The organism is Swaminathania salitolerans, from assembly GCF_007988945.1.
Lineage (GTDB): Bacteria > Pseudomonadota > Alphaproteobacteria > Acetobacterales > Acetobacteraceae > Swaminathania > Swaminathania salitolerans.
Map to the genome: position 1 here is coordinate 100,536 of NZ_BJVC01000002.1, position 19,220 is coordinate 119,755.

At 62.3% G+C, this 19,220-nt stretch carries 13 protein-coding genes; 4 read left to right on the forward strand and 9 right to left on the reverse strand.

The genetic code is table 11. From position 1 onward, the window contains the following. Positions 1–90: 90 nt before the first annotated feature. Entirely contained in the window at positions 91–1,425 is a 1,335-nt protein-coding gene (locus SSA02_RS04505) for an aldehyde dehydrogenase family protein (RefSeq protein ID WP_186807675.1), read from the reverse strand. 347 nt (positions 1,426–1,772) lie between these two features. Between SSA02_RS04505 and SSA02_RS04510 the strand changes: the two genes are divergently transcribed. From SSA02_RS04510 to SSA02_RS04520, 3 genes are read left to right on the forward strand one after another with little or no spacing between them, the layout of a single operon-like run. After that, positions 1,773–3,314 (forward strand): FGGY family carbohydrate kinase, encoded by a 1,542-nt coding sequence (locus SSA02_RS04510; RefSeq protein WP_147092771.1) that lies wholly within the window; start codon positions 1,773–1,775, stop codon positions 3,312–3,314. Continuing rightward, positions 3,311–4,990 (forward strand): glycerol-3-phosphate dehydrogenase/oxidase, encoded by a 1,680-nt coding sequence (locus tag SSA02_RS04515; protein ID WP_147092772.1) that lies wholly within the window; start codon positions 3,311–3,313, stop codon positions 4,988–4,990. The genes SSA02_RS04510 and SSA02_RS04515 overlap by 4 nt, the downstream gene beginning before the upstream one ends. Positions 4,991–4,994: 4 nt before the next feature. Next, positions 4,995–6,533 carry an FAD-binding oxidoreductase gene (locus tag SSA02_RS04520; protein WP_147092773.1) on the forward strand — a complete coding sequence of 513 codons (1,539 nt, stop codon included), beginning with the start codon at positions 4,995–4,997 and terminating at the stop codon, positions 6,531–6,533. Between the two features lie 384 nt (positions 6,534–6,917). On the opposite strand, the gene mdh is transcribed toward SSA02_RS04520, so the two are convergent. The 3 genes from mdh to SSA02_RS04535 all read right to left on the reverse strand — a co-directional run bounded on the left by mdh (position 6,918) and on the right by SSA02_RS04535 (position 10,787). Continuing rightward, positions 6,918–8,090, reverse strand: a complete 1,173-nt coding sequence (mdh, locus tag SSA02_RS04525) for an iron-dependent methanol dehydrogenase (RefSeq protein WP_147092774.1) — start codon at positions 8,088–8,090, stop codon at positions 6,918–6,920. Between the two features lie 224 nt (positions 8,091–8,314). Beyond that, positions 8,315–9,706 carry a DUF2142 domain-containing protein gene (locus tag SSA02_RS04530; protein WP_186807676.1) on the reverse strand — a complete coding sequence of 464 codons (1,392 nt, stop codon included), beginning with the start codon at positions 9,704–9,706 and terminating at the stop codon, positions 8,315–8,317. 166 nt (positions 9,707–9,872) lie between these two features. After that, positions 9,873–10,787, reverse strand: coding sequence for a LysR family transcriptional regulator (locus SSA02_RS04535; RefSeq protein ID WP_147092776.1), 915 nt, complete (start codon positions 10,785–10,787; stop codon positions 9,873–9,875). Between the two features lie 98 nt (positions 10,788–10,885). On the opposite strand from SSA02_RS04535, the gene SSA02_RS04540 reads away from it, so the two are divergent. Next, positions 10,886–12,559 (forward strand): alpha-keto acid decarboxylase family protein, encoded by a 1,674-nt coding sequence (locus SSA02_RS04540; protein WP_147092777.1) that lies wholly within the window; start codon positions 10,886–10,888, stop codon positions 12,557–12,559. Between the two features lie 73 nt (positions 12,560–12,632). Here SSA02_RS04540 and SSA02_RS04545 read toward each other — a convergent pair whose 3' ends face one another. Genes SSA02_RS04545 through SSA02_RS04565 form a run of 5 tightly spaced genes read right to left on the reverse strand, consistent with a single transcriptional unit; the run spans position 12,633 to position 19,062 of the window. Beyond that, on the reverse strand, positions 12,633–13,658 hold the full coding sequence (locus SSA02_RS04545) for an isocitrate/isopropylmalate dehydrogenase family protein (protein ID WP_147092778.1): 1,026 nt from the start codon (positions 13,656–13,658) through the stop codon (positions 12,633–12,635). Positions 13,659–13,673: 15 nt separating this feature from the next. Next, positions 13,674–15,443 carry an aminopeptidase P family protein gene (locus tag SSA02_RS04550; RefSeq protein ID WP_147092779.1) on the reverse strand — a complete coding sequence of 590 codons (1,770 nt, stop codon included), beginning with the start codon at positions 15,441–15,443 and terminating at the stop codon, positions 13,674–13,676. Beyond that, positions 15,421–15,960, reverse strand: coding sequence for a GNAT family N-acetyltransferase (locus SSA02_RS04555; RefSeq protein ID WP_147092780.1), 540 nt, complete (start codon positions 15,958–15,960; stop codon positions 15,421–15,423). Before SSA02_RS04555 ends, SSA02_RS04550 begins: the two co-directional genes overlap by 23 nt. Next, the gene (locus tag SSA02_RS04560) at positions 15,953–16,849 is read right to left on the reverse strand and encodes a 50S ribosomal protein L11 methyltransferase (RefSeq protein WP_246103635.1); all 897 of its coding nucleotides are present in this window, start codon (positions 16,847–16,849) and stop codon (positions 15,953–15,955) included. The genes SSA02_RS04555 and SSA02_RS04560 overlap by 8 nt, the downstream gene beginning before the upstream one ends. After that, a complete protein-coding gene (locus SSA02_RS04565) occupies positions 16,846–19,062 on the reverse strand; it encodes an ATP-dependent helicase (RefSeq protein WP_147092781.1) in 2,217 nt (738 codons plus the stop codon). The genes SSA02_RS04560 and SSA02_RS04565 overlap by 4 nt, the downstream gene beginning before the upstream one ends. Between the last annotated feature and the right edge of the window lie 158 nt (positions 19,063–19,220).

The following is a 19,220-nucleotide window of genomic DNA, read 5'->3' on the forward strand; positions in this document are numbered from 1 at the left end:
AGCGATGAGCGCGCGATCCGGAGCGGGCGCACGCGTGAGAGACCCAGATGAAAACGGCGGTCGGGTCATACGGTTTCGCCCGGTCGCGCTTTAACCGCGGGCGGAGCGGAAGCCCGCAGGGAGGAGATGGAACGCGAAACGGCGTCGGACCGATACCGAGACCGGTCGCGTCAGGGCCCGGAGGCCCTCTATGCCGCGCGTCACGCCATAACCGCTCTGTTTGGCACCGCCGAAGGGGAGGCGGGGATCCGCGCTCGGAACGATCACGTCGTTGATCGTGATGGTGCCTGCCTGGATCCGTCCGGCCAGAGCATTCGCGGCCTCTTCCGGTCCGAAAATACTGGCGCCCAGACAGTGTTCCGCTCTTTCGTCGAGGGCGACCGCCTCATCCATGGAACTGACCCCGATGATTGCGAACCAGGGGGCGAAGAGGTCGAGATCCGCCAGATCCGCATGGGCCGCGTCGAGACAGAAGATATGGATCTGCCCCAGACTCAGAACATCCCCGCCTGTTTGTGCCACACGCGCGCGGAGCGATTCGAGGCCGGGCGGGAAGGGACCTTCGTCCTCGATCCGGTCTCCCAGAAGGCAGCGCAACTGTTCCACCAGTCTCGGTACGGCGTGTTTGTCGATGAACACGCGGCGCGGAGCGATGCAGGTCTCCCCACGGTTCAGCAACGCCGAGAAGCAGAGTGCGCGGGCCACACGGGAAAGATCGGCATCGGGAAGAACGAACACGGGGTCGGCCCCCGACAGTTCCATGATTGTGGGTGTCAGCGTGGCAGCGGCGGCTGCCGCAACCTTGCGACCCGTTTCGCGTCCACCGGTCAGGATGATGAGGTCATGGCGCCGGGCACAGGCATCGGCGCCCGCATCCTCCTGCAGAAGGGTGACAACGCCGCCGGGAAGACCGGCCCGGCGCAGAAGCGTCAGGAACAGGCTGAGCAGGGCTGTGCGTCCGGGGGCCGGTTTGAGGATGACCGTATTGCCCGCAACGATCGCCTGGAGGGTCTGTATCCCCGCAAGCATGAGCGGATAGTTTCCCGGAGCGAGGATGAGGATCGTACCGAGCGGGCGTCGCTCGACCCGGCTCGTAACGCCTGCCAGCCATAAGGGACGCCCCAGGAGGGAGAGCGTCCCGGGCGAAAGAATCCTGCGTGCGTCCGTCAGGAGAAACCTGCAGGCAGAGAGAAGCGGAAGGATTTCCGCGACGAGAACGGTGCTGGCCGGGCGGTCGCGCATGAGATGCAGGATTTCCGGAAGCGCCCCGGTAAAGCCGCGCAGGAAGCGGCGCAGGATACGCAGGCGCGCATTCAGCGCGGTTTCACGCCAGAGGGCAAAGGCGGCCGAGGCGATATACGCTGCATCCCCTGCGGATTTAGGAGCGGAAACGGGGTCCCTCACATTCGGGTAAGACGCGCGCATGGCCTGCTCCGATCCGTTGAGAGGCATTAACCCGTATGACCGGAGCAAGTTCCGGTCCCTCCCGTCCCGGCCCCTGACGGGATGACTCCCGTGCCGCGTTCCGGCCTGGACGTATCGGCGAGGGTAGCGGTGACGCGAGCTTCCGTCTCTTTGTGATTATCGTGTGATATATCACGGAAAAGAGAAAACAAAAAACGAGACTCACGGCGCCTTTTCCCCTATCTTCAGTAATGCAGAAATAAAAATATAGATTTCATAGTATAGACGTTTCGATATCTGCGGGATTCGGAATCGATCCTGTTCATAAAGATCACATTTCTGAATCCGCGAACAGGCGGGGATGAGATATGAAAAATTCCACGCAGGCAATCATGGCGATCGATGAGGGAACCTCAGGCACGCGCTCGGCTCTCGTCGGAGCCGATGGTGCGGTGACCGCGCTGCATTATGAGCCCCTGACAGTCAACGCACCGCGCCATGGCGTGGTAGAACAGGATGCCAATCATCTGCTCGAGCGCACCGTCTCGGTCTGCCGCAAGACGATCGCGGAAGCCAGGGAAAACGGTGTCGAGATCGTCGCTCTCGCGGTCGCAAACCAGCGCTCGACCGGCGTTCTGTGGGACAAGCAGACGGGCAGGGCGATCGTACCGGCCATCGTCTGGCAGGATACGCGTTATGCGTCTCTTCTGGCGCAGATGGAAAGCCGATGGGATCGCGAGCTGTTCGAAGTCGCGGGTCGTCCGATCGCAGGTTACGCCCTTTATTACTGGGCGGCCCAGCATATCCAGAACACCCCGGAGGTTTCTGCAGCATGGTCGAGGGGAACGCTGGCGTTCGGAACCGTCGATACCTGGCTCCTGTGGAATCTGTCCCGTGACAAGATTGTCGTGACCACGCCGACGAATGCCGCTGCAGCCGGGTCGTTCGATCTGCGCCGCAACATCTATTACGACAAATGGATAGAGGCGCAGGGCTTCCCGTCCGCTCTCCTGCCCGAACTCAGGGAGGAGAGCGACGATTTCGGATACACCGATGAATCGATGCTCGGCATATGCGTGCCGATCAAGGCATCGTGCGGCGATCAGCATGGCGGCATGATCGGCCTGGGCTGCATCGGAACCGGTCAGGCCATGTGCCTGCACGGTACCGGATCCTTCGTCGATCTCGTGACGGGGGAGAGCTTTCCGAAAAACACGGGTCTCAACGAGACGACGTTCAGCCTGATTGCGTGGCGTCGGCGCCAGAGATCGATTTTTGCGGTCGAGACGTTTTCTGCCACGACGGGATCCGCACTGAACTGGGCCTGCAACCAGATGGGATGGTTCGAATCCCCCCAGCAGATCAGCGAGCTCGCCGCGCATGTGGACGATGCGCATGGGTTGATGTTCATGCCGACCCTGACCGGGTTGCGCCTTCCCCAGCTCTGTGTCGATGCGAGAGCGACGATGGCCGGCCTGTCGATGAGCCACAACCGCGCGTCTCTCGCGCGGGCGCTTCTGGAAGGGGTCGCCCATTCGGTGGTGTCGTGTACGGATGCGAGCAGCGCGGTGGCCGATCTCGCAGTAAGCGAAATCATTGTCGGTGGCGGGCTCTCATCGAGCACCACGCTTCTTCAGCTCCAGGCAGATCTTGGCGGGGTGACGGTTCGTCATCGCCCGGGTTCGGCGCGCGCAACGCTTCGCGGCGCTGCGTTCCTCGCAGGATGCGACGGAACGTTCTGGGATGGGCTCGAGGCCGCACGCGCGACCCTTCCGGAGGGGACGCTCTATCATCCCGCGATCTCGTCCGATGAGCGTCTCCAGAGGAGGGGCTATTGGCACGCGATCGCTGCCTCGGAAGTGGAGCGCGTCGCGTCGGGTTTCTATGCAGAACCCAGGCATGTGGCATGACAGGGCTCCTCTCCTGCGAATCGGCGCGGGTCAGGTCCATGGCCCGCGCGCGCAATGCTCCCGTGACGCTGAACAGACGGGACGCCTTTGCAGCACTCGGATCGGAAACATTCGATATCCTGATCGTGGGCGGTGGCGTTACCGGGGCGTATTGCGCATTCGATGCCGCCCTGCGCGGCTATCGCGTTGCGCTCGTTGAAAAGGACGATTTCGCGTCCGGCACATCCTCCAAATCGTCGAAAATGGTTCATGGGGGACTTCGCTACATCGAGCAGGGCAATCTCGGTCTCGTTGCTCATGCTCTGCTTGAGCGCCAGCGTTTCCGACGCAATGCGCGTCATCTTGTGCAGCGTCTTCCCTTCCTGTTTCCCGTGTCGGCAAGCGGGGGCGTATTCGATCCGCGTCTCGCGCGTGCGTTTGACGGGTTGCTCTGGACATACGATCTGGCCGGGGGCTGGCGCGAGGGTATCCTTCACAAGCGTATCGATCCCGCGGCCGTACTCGCTCATTGCCCGACCCTGAAGCCGGAGACCCTGCGCGGCGGGCTTCTCTATTATGATGGGCGCGTGGACGATGCGCGTCTTACCCTTTGTCTCATCCGGTCCGCAGCGGCTCTTGGTGCGGTGGTCCTGAACCGCGCCCGGGTCGCCGAACTCTCGCGCTATCGTAGCGGGCGTGTCGACGGAGCGATCGTACGGACGGATGAGGGGCGGGAAATTCGCGTGCGTGCGCGCTCTGTCGTCATGGCGACGGGCATATGGCTGCGGGACTGGAAAGGCACGTGCGACGACACGCCTGCCTTGCAGGTCCGCCCTGCCAAGGGCGTGCATGTCGCGGTTCCCTGGATGAAAATCCGCAACGATTGCACGCTCACGATACCGATGAGGGGAACGAAGCGCCGTGCCTCCATCACGCGATGGGGCGATGTTTCCTATATCGGAACCTCGGATACCGATTATACGGGCGATCTCGACGATATCCGGTGCAATCGCGACGAGATGCTTGCCCTGCTGGAAGGGGCCAGCGACTCCCTGAATGTCACGCTGTCGGCGGATGACGTGGTCGGAACGATTGCAGGCTGTCGTCCTCTGGTCGCATCGGGACATGAGGGCAATACGGTCGATGTCAGTCGGGACCACACGGTTCATACCGGCCGGGATGGCGTCGTTACGATTGTCGGCGGCAAGATGACCACGTCACGCCATATGGCCGAGCAGACGATCGACGCGGTGGGCCGGATCCTCGGCCGGAGGCGTCCATGCCATACCAGGCACAGCTATCTTCTCGGTGCCGCCGGATACGACCCCCAGGCGACGCTCGCGACCGGAGGCATGGCCGCTCATCTCGCAGAGCGCTACGGAATGGAGGCCTGTTTCGTCAGCGATCTCATGGCCGCGGATGCAGGGCTTTCGGCCCCTCTTGTCGAGGGCCTCCCCTACACGCGTGCCGAGGCGGTCTTCGCGCTCCGCCACGAGATGGCGATGAGTGTGGACGATATTCTCTCCCGGCGAACCAGAGCGCGCTTCATGGCGCGCGATGCCTCTGCAAAAGCCGCGGAGGCCGTCGGGGAAATCGTGGCGCGGGAACGCGCGCTCGCGCCGGAAGTGATCCGAGCGCAGGTCGCCGATTACCGCGCCGATATCGCGCGGGAAAAAGCCGCATTACAGGAAGGATAGGCAGATGATCAGCAAGGATGCTATCGCCCGTGGCTATAATCACGGGGATTATGTCGTGGGTGCCCCTACGCCTCCCGCTTATGCCCGTTCCATGACCGAAATCGGCAAGACCGCCGGTCTTGCACGGGATCCCGTGATCGTCCCGAAACCGGTACTCGCGCAGCTCGAAGCGATTGCCGATCGGGTCCAGACCGCACGCGAGGACATCGTCACCCAGACGCGCGACTGGTGGTCGGGTACGAGAATCAGTGAGACGTCGGGCAGACCTGCCGTGACCGAGGGCGCATTCGTCCGTGTATCGCGGGTGGAACAGGTGCAGGAGATCATGAAACTGGCCTTCGCTCACGCCATCCCGGTCACGGCCTCTGCGGGACGTTCGAATGTGACGGGCGCAGCCTTGCCCTTGCGGGGGGGTATCATCCTCGATCTCTGCGGTCTGAACCGCTTCATAGGGTTCGATGCCGGGAGCCAGCTGGCGGAAGTCGAGGCAGGTATTTTCGGCGATGTCTTTGAGACAGTTCTCCAGAGAGAACACGGCGTCACGATGGGACATTGGCCCTCATCCTTCGGAATAAGCACCGTCGGGGGCTGGATAGCCTGTCGGGGGGCGGGTCAGCTTTCCACCCGGTATGGGAAGATCGAGGACATGGTGCATACGCTCGATGTCGTTCTGGCCGATGGCCGTCTGGTCACGCTTGGCGGTTACCCACGCGCGGCTACCGGACCCGATCTCAAGCAGATCTTCATCGGCTCGGAGGGAACGCTCGGCATCATCGTGAGAGCACGGCTCAGAACGCATAGACTGCCGGACCATGCTTCAGCCCTCTGTTTCGGATTCCAGAGTTTTGCGGCCGGCCTGGAAGCCTGCCGACGCATCATGCAGGCTGGCGCCACTCCGGCAGTTCTGCGACTGTACGACGCACTGGAGAGCGGCATCCAGTTCGACCGTCCCGGGACAAACGTCCTCCTCATAGCCGATGAAGGTCCGGAGCCGATCGTCTCGACCTGTCTTGAGCTCTGTCGTTCCATCTGCGAGGAAGAAGGAGAGACCCTTCCCGCAGAAGCGATCTTCGAACGCTGGCTGGATACGCGCTATGCGACGGAAAAACCGGCCGAAGGCTTCACGCAGACGAGCGGATTCGTGGCTGATACGCTCGAGATGGCGGGAAGCTGGGGATGTCTCCCGCAGATTTATGACGAGGTGGTGGCTGCGATCAATGAGGTTCCCGGAACGCTTGCGGGCTCGGCGCATCAGTCCCACGCCTATCTCGAGGGGGCCTGTGTCTATTTCTCACTCAGGGCGGATATTCCCCCTGCGCACCGCGAGGAATGGTACCGCACGGTCTGGAAGTCTGTGAACGACGTCCTTCTGCGATACAGGAGAGACGTCACGATAAGTCATCATCACGGCGTCGGTCTCCTGCGCGGACCATATATGGAGCCGGCACTCGGAGAAGGGTTCGAGGTTCTCAGGACAATCAAGAAGGCGCTCGACCCCCGGAACATTCTCAATCCCGGCAAGATGGGATTTTCTCTCTCCTGACGGGAGCGGAGCGAGCCCCGCCATTTGCTGTCCGATATGGAAACCAGAACGGGGATGCGACCCAACCGGCATCCCCGTCATTCCGTGAGATCTGCAAAAAAAACGGCGCGGGCAGGGAGGCATCAAGCCCGGGCGCATCCCGGGATTGACGAAACACCCCTCCCGCCGATCTCATATTCCGGTAAGGCGCGCGCATCCCCTTCAGGGTAAACCGCACCCGCGACTGCTCATGAGATCCCCTGCTGGGGCTTCGCTCATGGTTCGTCCGAGCGTGACGGTCACGCTAATGCGCTATTCACAAGTTCAAGCGTGACGATCGGCCCCCGAGACGGTCCGATCGTCGTGTGTTCCGGTTTTTGCGTTCTCCGGGCCAATCGCTCCCGGTTACATGGCTGCGGCGAAGATCTCCATCACCTGGGCCTTGGTCGCCTTGCGCGGATTGGTGAGCATACAGGCATCTTTTTGTGCATTTTCGGCCATGATCTCGTGATCTTCCGTCTTGACGCCGAGTTCAGCGAGACCCGAGGGGATTCCGACGGCGCCGGACATGGCCGAGATCGCATCGATCGCGGCTTCGGCGGCTTCCTCCCGGCTCATCAGCTCCGTCTGCACCCCGAGGAGACGCGCGATTGCGGCATAGCGATCGGCCGCAGCGATCAGATTGAAGCGGCACACATGCGGGAGGAGCACGGCATTACAGACCCCATGCGGGAGGTTATAGAACCCGCCAAGCTGATGTGCCATGGCATGGACGTAGCCCAGAGACGCATTGTTGAACGCCATGCCGGCGAGATATTGCGCGTAGCACATGGCCGAACGCGCCTCCATGTTCTCACCATGGGCGACCGCCTTCGGAAGCCAGTCCGCAATCAGTCTGATCGCCTTCTCCGCGCAGGCATCCGTAATCGGCGTTGCCGCGGTCGAGACATAGGCTTCGATTGCGTGGGTCAGGGCATCCATGCCGGTCGCCGCCGTGAGTCCGGGCGGCATTGCGACCATCAGGCTCGGATCGTCGATCGCAATCAGCGGCGTGCAGCGCCAGTCGACGATCGCCATTTTCACATGGGTTTTCGAGTTGGTGATGATACAGAAGCGCGTCATCTCGGACGCCGTGCCGGCCGTGGTATTGATCGCGATCAGCGGGGTCATCGGGGTTTTCGATTTATCGACCCCTTCATAATCGCTGATATGGCCGCCGCCTGCGGTCACGAGGCCGATCCCCTTGGCGCAGTCATGAGACGACCCACCACCGAGGGAAACGATGAAATCGCAGCCGTTTTCCTCGTACATCTTGACGCCGTCATGCACATTGACGTCGGTCGGGTTCGGTTCGGCGCCCGCAAAGACGATCGTCTCCAGCCCATCCTCGCGGAGATAACCCGCGATGACGTCGGCGACGCCCATCTTCTTCAACCCGGCATCCGTGACGACCAGCGCCTTCCTGGCACCGAGCGCCTTTGCGCGCTTGCCTGTCTCTTTCGCGCAGCCGGGGCCGATGAGCGTGACGCAGGGGATGAAGAAACTGTCGGTACGATCGGCAAGGGAAATATGGGCCATGTTCGAAATCCTCTCATGACGAGACACCGCGTCCACGAGGAGGATCCCCTTTGTGGACTCCAGTCTCGCGATCATGCACGCGAAGCTACGTCCCGGAAATAGAACTCATGCGTAAAGGAGCATCAATATTTCTCGATCCGGATGTATTCGCATGATTCGACACTGCACTTATCGGTAAGTCCCAGAGGTAGTTCGGATGCTGAACTATCCGGAGGCAAGTCCGGTCAGTGCCAGTTTTGCGAATAGATCTCCATTGCGGCGACGGACACGCGCAAAGTGAGCACGCCGCCGAGCAAGAGCAGGATCGGTCCGATCCCCCGTCGATCGGCGCTCTGCGGAAGGCTCACGATCGCACCGAGATAGATCGCCCCCGCCGCGAGGAGGAAATATCGTCCCTGCAGCCCTGTGATGACCGCGGAACTGACCGGTGTGAAACCGACATAGAAGGCGATAAGGATCAGCATGACGCTGGCCAGTCCGATGCTCAGGAAAAGAGCGCCGATCAGGGGGCGAGACGGTCCCTTGCGTTCGGTCAGAGCCAGCAGGAACACCAGCACTGCGGTCATCAGGGAGGCGGTCTCTCCGATCTTGAAGAATTGCGGAGGTGGGCCTCCGCCGAAACGTCCGTAGATATCCAGCCACCACCAGTGAGCACCGCTCTCGAGCGTGCGGATGACGAGACCTGCCACGTGCCATGGATGTGTGAGCAGCAGATGCGCCGCGAGGTGAGGGTCTCCGCCCGTTTTCCAGTAGACGGCTGGAACGAAGGGAAAGACGATATTCCATAGCAGGGCGGTCGCGATGCTCGCCCCCATGACGCCGCCGCAGAACAGCAGCCAGCTGCGACGGTGCGTGAACAGGGCAGGGGGAACCATGAGGATCGCAGCCGAGAAAACACAGCATGTCAGCTTGAGAAGACCGAGCGTTCCACCGGAGAGAGCGAGAAGAAACAGATCCCGTCTCGTGAGGCTGTCTGCCTGCAGGCTGCGCAGACACAGGGCGAAGAAGAGCAGCGTCAGCGCATTCGTCAGGGGGTCCGCGCTATAGGTCGATGCAAGATGAAGGCAGGTCGGAGTCGTGAAGAGCAACACTATCCCGAGGCGTCCCCAGGGCAGGGTTCTGACAGCGAGGGCGAGTATCAGCAGATAGCCGATCAGATTGCCAAGGCGTCCCATGAAGAACTGCGTGTCGATACGGGCATGCAGGACGCGCGATGTCAGCAGTCCGAGACCGGACGGCAGATACATGATCGGAGAATAGGACGCCGTCGAGGGAAATTCGAGGCGTTCCCTCCCGGAAGGCTGTCCTGTGAGTGCGTCGGCCAGTTCTTTTGCCGCCTGGCGATCCGATGAGAGAGCCCGATCCCTGCGGTTTTCGAAATAGCGGGCGAATGCGATCAGGCGGTTCTCGAGATCGCCCCCGAGCATGTTCCGGTCATAACGTTGCGGGAAGAGGTTGCCCTGGGAGACCTGCAAGGCGCGTTCGAAGTGGAACTGTTCGTCGATTCCGCTCACGGGGGTAACGAGGTAGACGAAGAAATAGCCGATAACGGCGATCAGGCAGAAATAGAGTGTGATGACCCGATTGTAGGCGGTATTCGGTGTCTTCGCGCTCATGAGCAATACCTTGTCCGGACCGTCAGGCGATGCGTGTTGCATCGATTCCGGGGAAGTAACATTACGAACTGCAATCGGGCAATGGCCGTAACGCCTGACCGGCCCGGGCGAGGCGCGTCCGCGCGGGGGCTGGCGGGCTCACTCGGCACGATGCCGGATCGGCAGCTCAGTCCCGGACCTGCCTGCCGGGGGCGGCATCCATGCACAAGCCCCGCAGGATATCGGCAAAGCCACGGAGGATTCCATTGGGCGCGCGATTTGCCATGGCCATCGCGATCGAGGCTCTCGGCACTGTGCCCAGAATGGGATGGAAGGTGACGCCTTCCGTGCGGATCTGCCGGAGATAGGCGGGAACGATCGCAACGCCCATGCCGGTTGCCACCATCGGTACGGTGGCTGCAATCTGCGGTGCCGCCTGGCCGAGAAGCGGCGAAAACCCCTCGATCAGACAGGCCGCTATGATCGTATCGTAATATCCGGGACCGAGATGACGCTCGAACAGGATCAGCTGATCTTCCGCGATGTCGCGAAGATGGATTCCGTCCTGCCCGGAAAGCGGATGTGAAAACGGCAGAACGATCATGGAGGGTTCATCCATGAGCGGCCGGACGATGACATTCGGATCGGGGACAGGGGGACGGACGATGGCGATATCGAGCTGGCCGTTCTGTAGTGCCCTGCACAGAACGGGCGTATTGCTCTCTTCCAGCGTGACCCTGACGCCGGGCCTCGCCTGACGAAACGCATGGATGGCGCGCGGAATCAGCGGAAGCAGGGTCAGGCTCCCCGCCATGCCGAGCCTCAGGCTCCCCTCATTGCCGGTGGCCAGTCCCTGCGCAAAAGCGCGGAACTCTTCCGAGAGCGCGAGAATGGTCCGTGCCCGTTCGATCAGCTGCGCCCCGGCTTCGGTCGGAATCGCTCCGGCGCGGGAGCGTTTGAACAACCTCACCCCGAGATCGCTCTCGAGCCTCGCTATCTGCTGGCTCAGGGGCGGCTGTGCCATGCGCAGAGCCTCGGCGGCTCTGGTGAAACTGCCCTGATCGGCGATCGCGACAAGATAGCGCAGATGTCTGAGATCCATGGCCATATGCATCCGATATGGAAAACGCTCTCATTATATATTGGAAGTTTCGAAAGGTAAAATCTACGCTATTGCCCAGATCATCTGGAGACATGGCCATGAGCTTCACCGTTGGACAATATCTCGCTGAACGCCTGAGACAGATCGGGCTCAGGCATCATTTCGCGGTTGCGGGCGACTATAATCTCGTCCTCCTCGACCAGCTTCTTACCGAAAAGAGCATGCAGCAGGTCTACTGCTGCAACGAGCTCAATTGCGGCTTCTCTGCCGAAGGTTATGCGCGCGCCCATGGTGCGGCGGCTGCGGTCGTCACCTTCGGCGTCGGCACGATCTCGGCGATGGATGCGCTGGCCGGGGCCTATGCCGAAAACCTGCCCGTCATTCTCGTCGTCGGAGGGCTGAACTCGAACGATCGCGGGTCCGGCCGGGTGCTTCATCACACGACGGGTACGACCGATCACGAGTTCCAGCTCCAGATGGCGCGCCAGATCACCTGTGCCGCCGAGAGCATCAACGATGCCGCCTCGGCACCGGCGAAGATCGATCACGTGATCCGCGCTGCCCTGCTGAACCGGAAGCCGGTCTATCTCGAGATTGCCTGCAATATTTCCGATGCCGAATGCGTCCGCCCCGGGCCGGCCTCCTCTTTCCTCCGCCCGATCAACGAGGACCGGGCCAGTCTGGTGGCGGCCATCGAAACGACGCGCGACTGGCTGAAGGGGAAGCAGGAGATCGTTCTCCTGGTCGGAAGCAAGATCCGTGCGGCCATGGCGCAGAAGGCCGCAATCCGTCTCGCCGATCGTCTGCCCTGTTCGGTTGCGATCATGGCAGCGGCCAAGAGCTTCTTTCCGGAGACGCATCCCGCCTATGCCGGGCTGTACTGGGGCGAGGTGAGCGATCCCGGTGTGGCGGATCTGGTCGAGAAGGCAGACGCCGTTCTGTGTCTCGCCCCCGTGTTCAACGATTATTCGACGGTGGGCTGGACCGCCTGGCCGAGGGGCGAGTCCGTGCTCACGGCCGATCCGGATCGTGTCACCGTGGCCGGTCGGAGCTTCGACGGGTTCACGCTCGAATCGTTCCTCGAGGCATTGGCCGATTCCTTCGGTGAGCCGCGGGATCTCCAGCCGCGTGAAGTTCGTCCTTTCGCGCCGGAGCCTGCCGCACCGGATGCGCGGCTCACGAATGACGAGATGCTGCGCCAGATCCAGCGTCTCGTCTCCTCCGAGACGACCCTGACCGCGGAGACCGGCGATTCCTGGTTCAATGCCATGCGTCTCGGTCTTCCGGAGGGCGCGCAGGTCGAGGTCGAGATGCAATGGGGCCATATCGGATGGTCCGTACCCAGCACGTTCGGTCAGGCCGTGGCGGCGCCGGATCGGCGCCATGTTCTGATGGTCGGGGATGGATCGTTCCAGCTCACGGCCCAGGAAGTGGGTCAGATGATCCGTTATGAGCTGCCGGTCATCATCTTCCTCGTCAATAATCGTGGCTATGTCATCGAGATTGCCATCCATGACGGCCCGTACAACTACATCCAGAACTGGGATTATGCGGCTCTCATGGCTGCGTTCAACGGTGGAACCGGCCACGGTCTCGGTCTGCATGCGGGAACCGGAGCGGAGCTGGAAGAGGCGATCGAAAAAGCCGTGGCCAATCGCAGGGGCCCGACCCTGATCGAATGTTCACTCGACCGCGAGGATTGCACGGAGATGCTCCGCAAATGGGGCAAAGTCGTTGCGAAGACCAATGCCCGCGCACCGCAACAGGCCTGATTGCCGGCATTCGGACAAAAAAAGAGCCGGGGAGGATACTCCCCGGCTCTTTTCGTCATGATGCGCCCGGATGTCAGCCCAGCGCGGCGAGGAGTGCCTGCGTCAGTTCGGCTGTGCCGGTCTCGCCACCGAGATCGCGGGTCCGCACGCCGTCGATACGGATGACCCGATCGATTGCCGTATCGATGCGTGTGGCCAGATCCTGCCGGCCGACATGGGCGAGCATCATGCTCGCTGCCATGAGGAGCGCGAGCGGGTTGGCGATGCCCTTGCCTGCGATGTCGGGGGCCGAGCCGTGAACCGCCTCGAAGATTGCGGCATTCGGTCCGATATTGGCACCCGGCGCCATGCCGAGCCCACCGACCAGCCCCGCCGTGAGATCGGAGAGAATATCGCCGAAGAGATTCGTGGTGACGATCACGTCGTACTGCCACGGATCGGTCACGAGCTGCATCGCACAGGCATCGACGATGCGCTCTTCGACCGCGACCTTTCCTTCGTATTCCCTAGCGATCCGCCGCCCTTCCTCAAGGAAGATCCCGCTGAGGATCTTCAGGATATTGGCCTTGTGGACGAGCGTGACCTTCTTGCGTCCGTTGGCCACTGCATAATCGAAGGCGAAGCGGACAATACGGGCACATTCGCGACGTGAATTGAACCCGGCGCCATAAGCCAGCCCCTTCGGATCGTCTCCTTCAGGGAGATAATGCTCCATCGCGGCATAAAGACCCTCGATATTCTCACGGACCACGACGAGATCGATCTTGTCGAAACGTCCCCCCGGAACGACGGTGCGCGTGGGACGAAGATTGGCGTAGAGACCGAATTCCTGACGCATCGTGACGTTCACGGATTTGAATCCGGCGCCGACCGGTGTCGTCAGCGGCCCCTTGAGGGCGAGGCCGGTCTTGCGGATGCTGTCGAGGGTGGGCTGCGGAAGCGGCGCGCCGAACTGTTCGATCGCACCCAGACCTCCTGCCTGCCGGTCCCAGGAAAAGGGTGCCCCCAGTTTCGCGAGGATCTCGACCACCGAGGCAGTGATCTCGGGGCCGATGCCGTCACCTTCGATGAGCGTAGCGGGTATCAGCTGGTCAGCCATGCATCTCTTCCTTTGTCAGTTTCCGATCGGTGCACAGGCGTTTTCGAGCCATGCACGATCCCCGTCATCCAGCCCGGGCCCGATACGGGTCAGCGTTTCCTCATGATAGGCATTGAGCCAGTTCAGCTCTCCGGGTTCCAGTAACGATGCCATGATCAGCCTGCGATCGAACGGCGCGAAACCGAGAACCTCGAATTCGAGGAAACCCGTATTGTCGCCAAGCGGAGCGGGCTTCACCATGAGGAGATTCTCGAGCCGGATGCCGTAGGCGCCCGGCAGATAATAGCCGGGCTCGTCGGATACGATCATGCCCGGCGCGAGCGCGATCGGGCGTGGAACCGCGCTGATGTTCTGCGGTCCCTCATGAACGGAGAGATAGCTGCCGATTCCGTGGCCCGTACCGTGATCGTAATCCAGTCCTGCCTGCCACAAGGCATAGCGGGCGAGGCAATCGAGACGATGACCCGTCGTTCCTACAGGGAAGCGGGCGCGGGCGAGGGCGATATTTCCCTTGAGCACGCGGGTGAATGCCTCGCACAGGGCCTTCGGCGGCGCTCCGGGGCCGGTCCAGAGCGTTCTCGTGACGTCGGTGGTACCCGCATCGTACTGCCCGCCACTGTCGATGAGATAGATCTGATCCGCCTCGAGAACGCGATCCTCGCCGGGAAGCGCGCGATAATGCGGGAGAGCGGCGTTCGGACCCGCAGCGGAAATCGCCGGAAAGCTCTCTCCGCGATAATCGGGTGAAAGCGCCCTGAACCCGTCGAGCGCATCGGCCAGACCGGTCTCGCGCATGCCGGTTCCCTCACGGGAGACGAAATGCAGGAAACGGCACAGGGCAAGGGAATCGACCAGATGAACCTCGCGCGCGCCGTTCTGCTCGGTCGCGTTCTTGCAGGCGCGGGGCAGGGCGCAGAGATCCGGCCCGCGCTCGACCTGCGCGCCGGCTTCGCTGAGCGTCTGGATAAACCACAGAGCAGTCTGGGCGGGATCGATGCGGACCACCTGTCCCGACAGTGCCTTCAGGCGGTCGGGCAATTCATGAGGCGGCAGGATCGAGACGTTTCGGAACGATATCGCGGCATCCGGGCTGACGCGGGTGATGTCGATGAAGACCTCGAGCGAGGCATCCTGATGGAGGATTGCGAAAGCGAGAATGACGGGGGTATGCGGAACGTCGTCGCCCCGGATGTTGAGAAGCCAGGCCAGCGAGGTCGGATCGCACACGATCATCGCCTCCTGCCCGGCCTTGCGCAGGGCGCCGCCGATCTTGCGGCGCTTGGAGAGGCTGCCCTCGCCACTCAGCGATTCGGGCTGATAGCGCATCTCGCTTTCGGGCGGGGCCGGTCGGTCGGTCCACGCTGTGTCGACGGGATTGACGCAAAGCGGCACGAATTCCGCACAAGGGGAGACAAGACCGTTGAGCAGGCTTTCTCCGACAAGGCGGGGATCGTAGCCGATGCGGTGCTTTTTCCCGTCCCGGGCGAGCCATTCCGAGGGAGGTTCGCGTGTGAGATGCAGGCATTCCCATTGTGCGGGATCGACCTGGTCGCGCAGCTGGCTCGTATAGCGCCCGTCGGAGAATACGGCAGCGCGATCCTGCAGGAGAAGGGCCAGCCCCGCACTCCCCGTGAATCCGGTCAGCCAGGCCAGCCGTTCGGCGCAGGGAGCGACATATTCGCCGAGGAACTCGTCGCCCCGCGGGAGGAGGAAGCCATCCACCCCGAGATCGCCGAGGCTTTTCCGGACGAGGGCTTGCCGTTCAGAAAGAGGAATGGCGCTCATCGGAAGATCCTTCACCAGATTGGGTATCGAAAAGACGGTACATGAAAACAAGATCGAGCCAGCGCCCGAACTTGCGGCCCATATGGGGGAGCGGGCTGCTCTCGCTGAAGCCCGCATTGCGATGCAGCGCGATCGACGCGACGTTGCTGGCCGTGATCGCACCGATCAGGACATGCATGCCTGCTTTTTCGGCGCGTGCGATCATCTCATCGAGCAGAAGACGCCCTATGCCGCGTCTTTGCGCGCTGCTGGCGACATAGACGGAATGCTCCACGGTCAGGGCGTAGCCCTCATAGGCGCGAAAAGGGCCGTAGGAGGCAAAGCCCAGCACCGTTCCGTCTTCCACGGCGACGACGACCGGATGCCCGGCGTCCTGCCGCGTCTCCATCCAGGCGCGCCGTTCCTCCAGCGTGCGCGGGGAGGTTGCCCAGATCGCCTCGGAGGTTGCGATCGCGTCATTGGTGATCGCGAGGATCGCCGGGAGATCCCGGGCGGTGGCATCCCGCAGTTCAGCCACGGCGGCGCAACACCAGGGTCGACCATTCGCCCTCGTAATACTGCCTTTCCAGAACGAGGCCCTGACGGCGATGGGCGGCCAGAACCATGCGGGCCTGCGTCGTCAGCAGACCGGCCAGAATCACCGTCCCCCCCGGTGCGAGATGACGACCCAGATCGCGGGCCATCTTGCAGAGCGGGCGGGCCAGGATATTGGCGAAGACCAGATCGTAGGGCGCGCGCGCCCTGACTTCGGGGGTGAGCCATCCATTGCCGAGGCGCGCCTCGATGAGCGGGGCGATATCGTTGAGCTTTGCATTGCTCGCCGCCACCCGTACGGACCAGGGTTCGATGTCGACCGCGAGCACGGTCTTCCTGAAGAGAAGAGCCGCCGCCATGGCGAGAATGCCCGAACCGCAGCCCATGTCGAGAATGCGCTGCGGCTTGCGCCAGGCCATGTCCTCGAGCGCACGCAGACAGCCACGGGTGGAGCCATGTTCCCCCGAACCGAAGGCGATACCTGCATCCAGCGTGATGGTCATGCGCTCGCGGGAGCGGTTACGGGCGAGATGGGTGCCGCGTATTGCGAAACGGCGTCCGACATCCTGCTGGGGAAACGCCTCATAGGTGCGTGCGAGCCATCCTTCGGCTTCCGTCCGCTCGCGTATGAGCGGCGCGTCGCTGCCGGTGATGAGTCGCGCCAGTGTCATGGCCCGTTCGAGTTCATCCTCGCCATGGCCGATATCCTTGACGCCCTCGACGCGCCAGATGTTCTGATCCTCGTTCGCTTCGAAGATTCCGACAGTCGTGCAGACTGTCATCAACGCCTGTTCGAACATCGGCACTGCGTCGTCGGGCACCGTGATCGAGATGGTTTCGAGTGCCGAAGCATGTCGTCTGGGAGAACTCAAGAGACCTGTTCCACAAAATGGGCCATGATGCGTTTTTCACCTGCCTTTTCGAAATTGATATGAAGCCGGTCGCCCTCGACTTCGAGGACCGTTCCATAACCGAACTTCTGATGGAAAACACGCGTGCCGACAGGGAGCGGCGCGGCAATCTCCTCCCTGACATCGGTCAGTTTCCTGAAGGGGCGTGTCGTTCCCCGGATGGGGCCGTTGGCGAAAACCGAGTTCCGGGCGGTGAGCTGTATCCGTTCCTGAAGCGCCTGGCCGCTCTGCTCGATCGCGTCGTCCGGTATTTCGGCGATGAAACGGCTGGGGATCGAATCCTGCCAGTTCGCGTAGATCCGCCGCCGTGCGGCGTGGAGAATGACGGCACGGCGGCGGGCTCGCGTGATGCCTACATAGGCAAGACGCCGTTCTTCCTCGAGGCTCTTGAGCCCCCCCTCATCGAGGCTGCGCTGCGACGGAAAGACGCCCTCTTCCCAGCCGGGCAGGAAGACCGTATCGAATTCCAGTCCCTTGGCGCCGTGAAGGGTCATCAGACTGACCGTGTCGGAACTGGCCTGATCCTCCGTCTCGGTCACGAGAGCGACATGCTCGAGAAATCCTTCGAGCGTGCCGAAATCGCCGATCGCCCGCAGCAGCTCCTTGATGTTGTCCAGCCTTCCCGGGGCTTCCGGAGAGCGGTCGTCCCGCCACATCTGCAGATAACCGCTCTCTTCGAGCAGCATCTCCATGGCCACGACATGCCCCTCCCGTTCGCGCAGCGCGCGCGCGCGCTCGAACGCATCCATGAGTGTCGCGAGCGCCTCTCGCTGCTTGCCCTTGAGGGCACCCGTCTCGAGCGCATGAAGCACGCCAGCAGCGAGGGGCGCACCGATCCCGCGTGCCGTATGGTGGAGCTTCTGCAACCCGGCGGCGCCGATTCCGCGTTTGGGAACGTTGACGATACGTTCGAAGGCGAGGTCGTCCGCAGGCTGGACCAGCACCCGCATATAGGCCATCGCATCGCGGATTTCCGCGCGCTCGTAGAAACGCAATCCTCCCACGACGCGATAAGGCAGGCCAAGGGTCAGGAAGCGCTCTTCGAAGGGACGTGTCTGAAATCCCGCACGCATCAGGATGGCAATCTGGGACAGGGGATGCCCCTCCGCGCGCAGGCGCTCGATCGCTCCGGCGGCAATGCGGGCCTCTTCGTCGGAATCCCAGACGCTGATGACCTGAACCTTCTCGCCCCGGGCATCGTCGCTTCCCGGACGCAGGGTCTTGCCGAGCCGGTCGGCATTATGGGCGATGAGGCCGGAAGCCGCGCGCAGGATCTGCGCGGTCGAGCGATAATTGCGCTCGAGGCGAACGACTCTGGCGCCCGGAAAATCCTTCTCGAAGCGCAGGATGTTTTCGACCTCGGCACCGCGCCACGAATAGATGGACTGGTCGTCATCGCCGACACAGGCGATGTTGGGCGCGCCCTCCGGACGTTTGGCCAGAAGACGAAGCCAGAGATACTGGATCGTGTTCGTATCCTGATATTCGTCGACGAGAATATAGCGAAACAGACGGTGGTACTGCGCGAGCACATCGGGCTGGGTGCGCAATATCTCGAGCATGTGAAGCATCAGATCGCCGAAATCGCACGCATTGACGGCGCGCAGACGCTCCTGATAGGCGGCGTAGAGCGCCCGGGCGTGTCCGGCTGCGAAATCCGTGTCTTCGGCAGGCGTCACCTGCGCGGGTGTCAGACCCCGATCCTTCCAGCGCTGGAAGACGCCGAGCAATCCCTGCGGAGGCCAGCGCTTGGTGTCGATACGATAGGGCTCCATGATCTGCCTGACCAGACGAAGCTGATCGTCCGTATCCAGAATCGTGAACCCTGTCGTCAGTCCGACATATTCGGCATGGCGACGCAGCATTCTGGCGCAAAGCGCGTGAAAGGTGCCGAGCCAAAGCCCGTCGATGGTCTCGCCGAGCAATGCCGCAACACGCTCGCGCATCTCCCGCGCGGCCTTGTTGGTGAATGTCACGGCAAGGATCTGCCATGGGCGGGCCCGGCCATTCAGGAGAATATGGGCAAAGCGCGTCGTGAGGACGCGTGTCTTGCCTGTTCCGGCTCCAGCCAGGATCAGGAGCGGTCCCTCCGTCGTCTCGATGGCTTCCCGCTGCTCGGGATTGAGCCGGTCGAGATAATCGGGGGAAGGGGAAGAGATAGGGGATTGCGTCACGGCTTCGGTATAGAATGTAATGCGGCCATGGCCAAATCCTCATTTCCTTCCAAGCGGAAACCCCGGAACGGAAACGCTCCAGCCGGAAGCGCCGGGGAGGATAGCGGGGCTGGCGGTGCGATGACGCCACCAGCCGCCTTGAGGGATGCTTCCACAAA

Coding starts and splice junctions, on each gene's coding strand:
- SSA02_RS04540 (WP_147092777.1), top strand. CDS start 10,886: ATGAGCTTCACCGTTGGACAATATCTCGCTGAACGCCTGAGACAGATC.
- SSA02_RS04530 (WP_186807676.1), bottom strand. CDS start 9,706: ATGAGCGCGAAGACACCGAATACCGCCTACAATCGGGTCATCACACTC.
- mdh (WP_147092774.1), bottom strand. CDS start 8,090: ATGGCCCATATTTCCCTTGCCGATCGTACCGACAGTTTCTTCATCCCC.
- SSA02_RS04515 (WP_147092772.1), top strand. CDS start 3,311: ATGACAGGGCTCCTCTCCTGCGAATCGGCGCGGGTCAGGTCCATGGCC.
- SSA02_RS04505 (WP_186807675.1), bottom strand. CDS start 1,425: ATGCGCGCGTCTTACCCGAATGTGAGGGACCCCGTTTCCGCTCCTAAA.
- SSA02_RS04550 (WP_147092779.1), bottom strand. CDS start 15,443: ATGAGCGCCATTCCTCTTTCTGAACGGCAAGCCCTCGTCCGGAAAAGC.
- SSA02_RS04510 (WP_147092771.1), top strand. CDS start 1,773: ATGAAAAATTCCACGCAGGCAATCATGGCGATCGATGAGGGAACCTCA.
- SSA02_RS04545 (WP_147092778.1), bottom strand. CDS start 13,658: ATGGCTGACCAGCTGATACCCGCTACGCTCATCGAAGGTGACGGCATC.
- SSA02_RS04520 (WP_147092773.1), top strand. CDS start 4,995: ATGATCAGCAAGGATGCTATCGCCCGTGGCTATAATCACGGGGATTAT.
- SSA02_RS04535 (WP_147092776.1), bottom strand. CDS start 10,787: ATGGATCTCAGACATCTGCGCTATCTTGTCGCGATCGCCGATCAGGGC.